We start from the raw sequence: 4,618 nt of genomic DNA, 5'->3' as shown, positions 1-4,618 counted from the left end.
GCCTGGAGCCAACTCACCGCCATGGTCCCCGCCACCGAGGACCTCGTCCTGGCCCATGGCGACGCCAGCCTGCCCAATTTCGTCTGGGATGGTGGGGTGGGGGTCAGCCTGATCGACGTCGGCCGCTTCGGGATCGCCGACCGTCACCAGGACCTTTCGCTGTTCCTGCGTTCAGCCAAACGCAACCATCCCCACGTCGACGCCGTACGTCTGCTGCGGACCCACTATCCTCTCGCCGATCTGGATGAGGCCCGCCTCGACTTCTACCGGTTCCTCGACGAGTTCTTCTGATGCCCGCACCCACGTTCGTCTGGTTCCGCCGGGACCTGCGCCTGGCCGACAATCTGGCCCTCGAAGCCGCCGTCCGCGCGGGCGGCCCGACCATCCCGCTCTATGTCCTGGACGAGACACCCGACCTGCGCGCGCCCGGCGCAGCCTCTCTCTGGTGGCTGGACAAGACCCTGGCCGCGCTCGCCGCCGACCTGGAAGCGATCGGCTCTCGGCTGATCCTCCGTCGCGGATTGGCCGCCGACATCGTGACACAACTCGCCCGGGAGACCGCCGCCGGGGCGGTCGTCTGGAACGCCGTCTTTGACCCCGGCTACCCCGCGCGAGACAAGGCCTTGGCGCAGACCCTGAAGGGCGCGGGCGTCGAGCCGCGTCGCGTCAACGGCGGCCCCCTGGTCAATCTGGATGAGGTGAAGACCAAGGCCGGCGGCCCATTCAGCGTCTTCACGCCGTTCTGGCGCGCGGCACGCCAAATGGTCAGCGACGCCTGGCCGACCCCCGCGCCGACCAGCCTACTTGCCCCGAAGGCCTGGCCGGTCTCCGACACCCTGGCCGACTGGCGCTTGAATCCCGCCACGCCGGACTGGTCCCAAGGCTTTGGCGACTGGCAGCCTGGTGAGACTGGCGCCCACAAGGCGCTCGAAGCCTTCGCTGACCAAGGCCTGAGGACCTATTCCGCCGACCGTGATCGCCCCGCGGTGGAAGGCACGTCGCGCCTCTCTCCCCACCTGCACTTCGGCGAGATTAGCCCCAAGGCATGCTGGCGCGCCGCCCAGGCCGCATCCCATCACGGCAAGGCCACCGACCGCGAGACCGAGAAGTTCCTGGCCGAACTGGGCTGGCGCGAGTTCAACGCCGCCATCGCCGGCCGCGCCGACCTGGCAAAAACCAACTTTGACCGCAGGTTCGACGCCTTCCCCTGGCGGGACGACTCCAAGGGGTTGAAGGCCTGGCGCCGCGGCGCGACCGGTTATCCCATCGTCGACGCCGGTATGCGCCAGCTCTGGTCTACAGGGTGGATGCACAACCGCGTTCGGATGATCACCGCCTCCTTCCTGACCAAGCACCTGCTGATCGACTGGCGACTGGGGGAGCAGTGGTTCTGGGACACCCTGGTGGACGCCGACCACGCGTCCAACGCCGGCAACTGGCAGTGGGTGGCGGGCTCGGGCGCCGACGCCTCGCCCTATTTTCGCATCTTCAACCCTATGCTCCAGAGTGAGAAATTCGATCCGCCGGGCGACTATATCCGCCGCTGGGTCCCGGAACTTGCGCGCTTGCCGGCCAAGGTCATCCACGCGCCCTGGACGGCGGAAGGCCCAGTGTTGGCGCGATCAGGGGTGCGGTTGGGAGACAATTATCCCAGGCCGATTGTCGAGCACGGCTTGGCCCGGCAGAGGGCGCTGGACGCCTATTCGCAGATGCGTTCGTTCGGCAGCGGCGCGGCGCGTCCCGCGTTCAACGAGAACCTCCCGCGCCCCATCGGGAGTGGCCGATGATACCGATCCAAATGTGCGCCGCGATGGGCGACGCCGCACCGCAACCTGCCCCAGATTGCGCTCGGCGCAGGCGATCTTGCTGTCGGGGCGGGCAAGCAATTTGTTGAGAACATCAACACGGAAAATCTTGGGGCGTTCGCTCCTTAGGCGGGTTTTGGTGGTCAATCATTGGGTCTCGAGTTTGACGGACGAGCCGGTATAGCGCTTCCACATGGTCCGCGAGATCCGATCCCCCCGCCTCGCAACTGACCGCGCCGTTCAAACCCGCGGCGAAGACCGTGGAAGATCACCGCCCTGCCCCAGAACATTCGCTCCTCATCGACCACGTGACGTTGCAACACTGAGGGCGAGATAAACGACATCCTGATCGACGTCAGGCGAAAGTGTGCGCAAGGAGTGGAGATCGAGGGCCGATTTCGCTGAAGACTTAGCGCGAACGACCAGGCGCGGGTTCGGGTCGCTGCGGGCGTCATAGAATCTAGTGGCCCAGACGCGCCTTCACAACCTTGCGCACCGAGACCGGGATCGCTGACGGAAAGTCGGCCGGCAATTGATTTTCCACTTGGTCAAAGGCTCTGTCGGCCGCTTCGCGCACCTCCGCCATCGCCCGATTGGCCACCATCGCGGAAACCCCGGCCTTGGCGGCGGTCTGTTCCAGGTGTCGCGGCTGAATATCCAGCACGCCGTAGTGTCGCCGATCGCCCAGGGCCATGGCCAGTTTGAACTGGCGGTGGGTTATCTGTTTGCGGTCGAAGGCTGGCTGGGCGGTCATCACGTCATAGATCGGTGTCAATCGATAGCGGCCGCCCGGGCCAAGGAAGAGGCTGAAGTTCTTGGCGTGACCGTCCGTGGCGCCGATGAGCCAGAACAAAATCTGCGTCTTGAACAGGGTGAGCAGGTCTTCATTCGGCGTATCGCTGCCCTTAAGCAGTTTGGCGATGGCCGCCACGCCCGGCCCGCCTTGGTCTTCGTATTTGAGCGTAGGCGGGACCGACAAGGCCTGGCAGCAATCCTCCTGGGGCAGGCGCAGCATGCGGCCATCCTTCGTCAATCGGCGGTCGAAGCGTTCGACAACCAGAGCCTTGGCGTCGCCGAAACGGCCGATGCCGACCGTCGGGGTTTCCAGGCCAAAGGCCGCCATCAACGTCAGGCAGTAGTACTCGTTCTCGACGCTGTCGGTCATGTCGATGCCGTTGTGAAGACGGCCGATGGGCGGCTTGAAGATGTGCGTGGTCGCCGTTGCGCCCCGCGGCTTGCACCACTGCCCCTGGTGCATCAGCAAGGCCGTCTTTTCCTGGGCGCCTGCGACGGAGATACGGAACTCATCTTCCACATTTAGGCCTAGCGGCGCGCGTTCCAGATTGTTGAGGATCGCCGCAATATCCGCCTCGTTGACCGGCTCGCCACGGATAGCGGTGGAGTCGGTCGGCACTTCATCCTCGGGCATGAACTGCATGGCGCCCACACAGTCGCGGCCGATCTTGGCCAGCAGACTGAAGGCGTCCACCCCTGCTGCCCCCATCCTTTCGGCCACGCGGTTGCGTATGGCGGGCGAGTCCGGCAACAGGTTCTCGAACACCGCCGCAACCGGCGCCCCAATGTAACGATCCTCGCGCAGGGGCAGGGACAGGGACACCGCAATGGCGCCCGGTTGGTCAAGCCAGCTTTGCTCGTAGCGAAATTCAATCGCTCCGCTGGATTGCTTGAGCAGCCTGCCGACCCGGCGGTTGTTCATATAGACCGCCAGCGGCGCATGAGCCGGCCTGCGTGCCATTAGAACAGATCCTCGATATCTTGGCTGGCATCACTGTTGCGCGGCACTAGATTCAATTCCAGATTGAGCGCCGCCAGCAGGGTGCACAGAGTGCTGACCTTGGTGGCCCCCTCTCCTGCCTCGATTTCGGAAATGGTCGCCTGACGAAGGCCTGACACGAGCGCGACTTCAGTTTGAGTCAGTTTGGTGCGAACCCTCGCTTCGCGTAGGGCGTGGCCGAGTTGTTTGGGTGTGCGAATGACGGAATTCATGGCGGGCCTCCATACGGATTGGCGTATAATGCCATATTATACGAATTGGCGTATAACGCGTCACTATACCCTAACTCGTATAAAGTGAGTTTATGCGTCTTAGCGTATAAACTGGCTCTGCTGCCCACACTGAACCGCTGAAGTATCCGCCGGATAGATAGCCAACAGCGTGTGAGCACCGTTCTTGGCCAACACGATCAGAATCTGACCAGAGCCAAGCCGACGTGCTCGGCTGCAGATACGGACGACCTACCCAATGGTGCGCGCCGGATCGCCGCTGGCCGCAGGCGTGTAGGGCGCGTCTCGCCATTGAGGTCCTGGCGCATGGCCAAGCCCGTGGCTATCGTGACGGACTATCTGTTGGGGGACAGAGTTATGGGGAATGCGGGCGGGCGTGTCAGGGCGCGCGGAAGGACGTTTGTCCTGGGCTTGGCCGCCCTCAGCATCATGGCGACCTCCGCCGAAGCTGCGGCCAAACGTCGACGGCCGGCCGCAAAGCCCGCCCCCGCACCAGAGGCTCCCGTGGATCCCCACGCCGCCGAACACGCCCAAATCAGCGCTTGGCGCGACCGGCTGCTGTCATCGAGCTTCGCCCCGGAACGAACTCTGGCCATCCTGGCCGACGGAACAATGCCGAGGTTCGGCCAGAGGGGCTGTGACAAGGAGGCGCCGGTCGCCACGGTCGCACTGGAGATCCGGCCCAAGGCAAAAAAGGGCCGCCCGGGCGAGGACCACAAGATGATCGGCTACAGAGGCGACAGCGGCGCGTGGTGCATGGCCGCGGGCGTTGGGGTGATCACCTTCGA

At 64.5% G+C, this 4,618-nt stretch carries 5 protein-coding genes; 3 read left to right on the top strand and 2 right to left on the bottom strand.

Annotated elements, in window-relative coordinates:
* On the top strand, positions 1–291 hold a 291-nt coding region (locus AAC997_RS10095), incomplete at its 5' end, for a phosphotransferase (RefSeq protein ID WP_340645568.1).
* Positions 291–1,787, top strand: coding sequence for a deoxyribodipyrimidine photo-lyase (locus tag AAC997_RS10090; RefSeq protein ID WP_340645567.1), 1,497 nt, complete (start codon positions 291–293; stop codon positions 1,785–1,787). The genes AAC997_RS10095 and AAC997_RS10090, both read left to right, overlap by 1 nt.
* Positions 1,788–2,265: 478 nt before the next feature.
* Here AAC997_RS10090 and AAC997_RS10085 read toward each other — a convergent pair whose 3' ends face one another.
* Positions 2,266–3,561, bottom strand: coding sequence for a type II toxin-antitoxin system HipA family toxin (locus AAC997_RS10085; protein ID WP_340645566.1), 1,296 nt, complete (start codon positions 3,559–3,561; stop codon positions 2,266–2,268).
* The gene (locus AAC997_RS10080; RefSeq protein WP_340645565.1) at positions 3,561–3,812 is read right to left on the bottom strand and encodes a helix-turn-helix domain-containing protein; all 252 of its coding nucleotides are present in this window, start codon (positions 3,810–3,812) and stop codon (positions 3,561–3,563) included. The genes AAC997_RS10085 and AAC997_RS10080 overlap by 1 nt, the downstream gene beginning before the upstream one ends.
* A gap of 522 nt (positions 3,813–4,334) precedes the next feature.
* Here AAC997_RS10080 and AAC997_RS10075 point away from each other — a divergent pair.
* A partial coding sequence (locus AAC997_RS10075) for a hypothetical protein (protein ID WP_340645564.1) occupies positions 4,335–4,618 on the top strand: 284 nt, incomplete at its 3' end.

Origin of the sequence: Phenylobacterium sp., from assembly GCF_037968635.1 — a bacterium.
In the GTDB taxonomy this organism is placed as follows: Bacteria; Pseudomonadota; Alphaproteobacteria; order Caulobacterales; family Caulobacteraceae; genus Phenylobacterium.
This window is presented reverse-complemented; position numbering and strand designations above follow the sequence as displayed.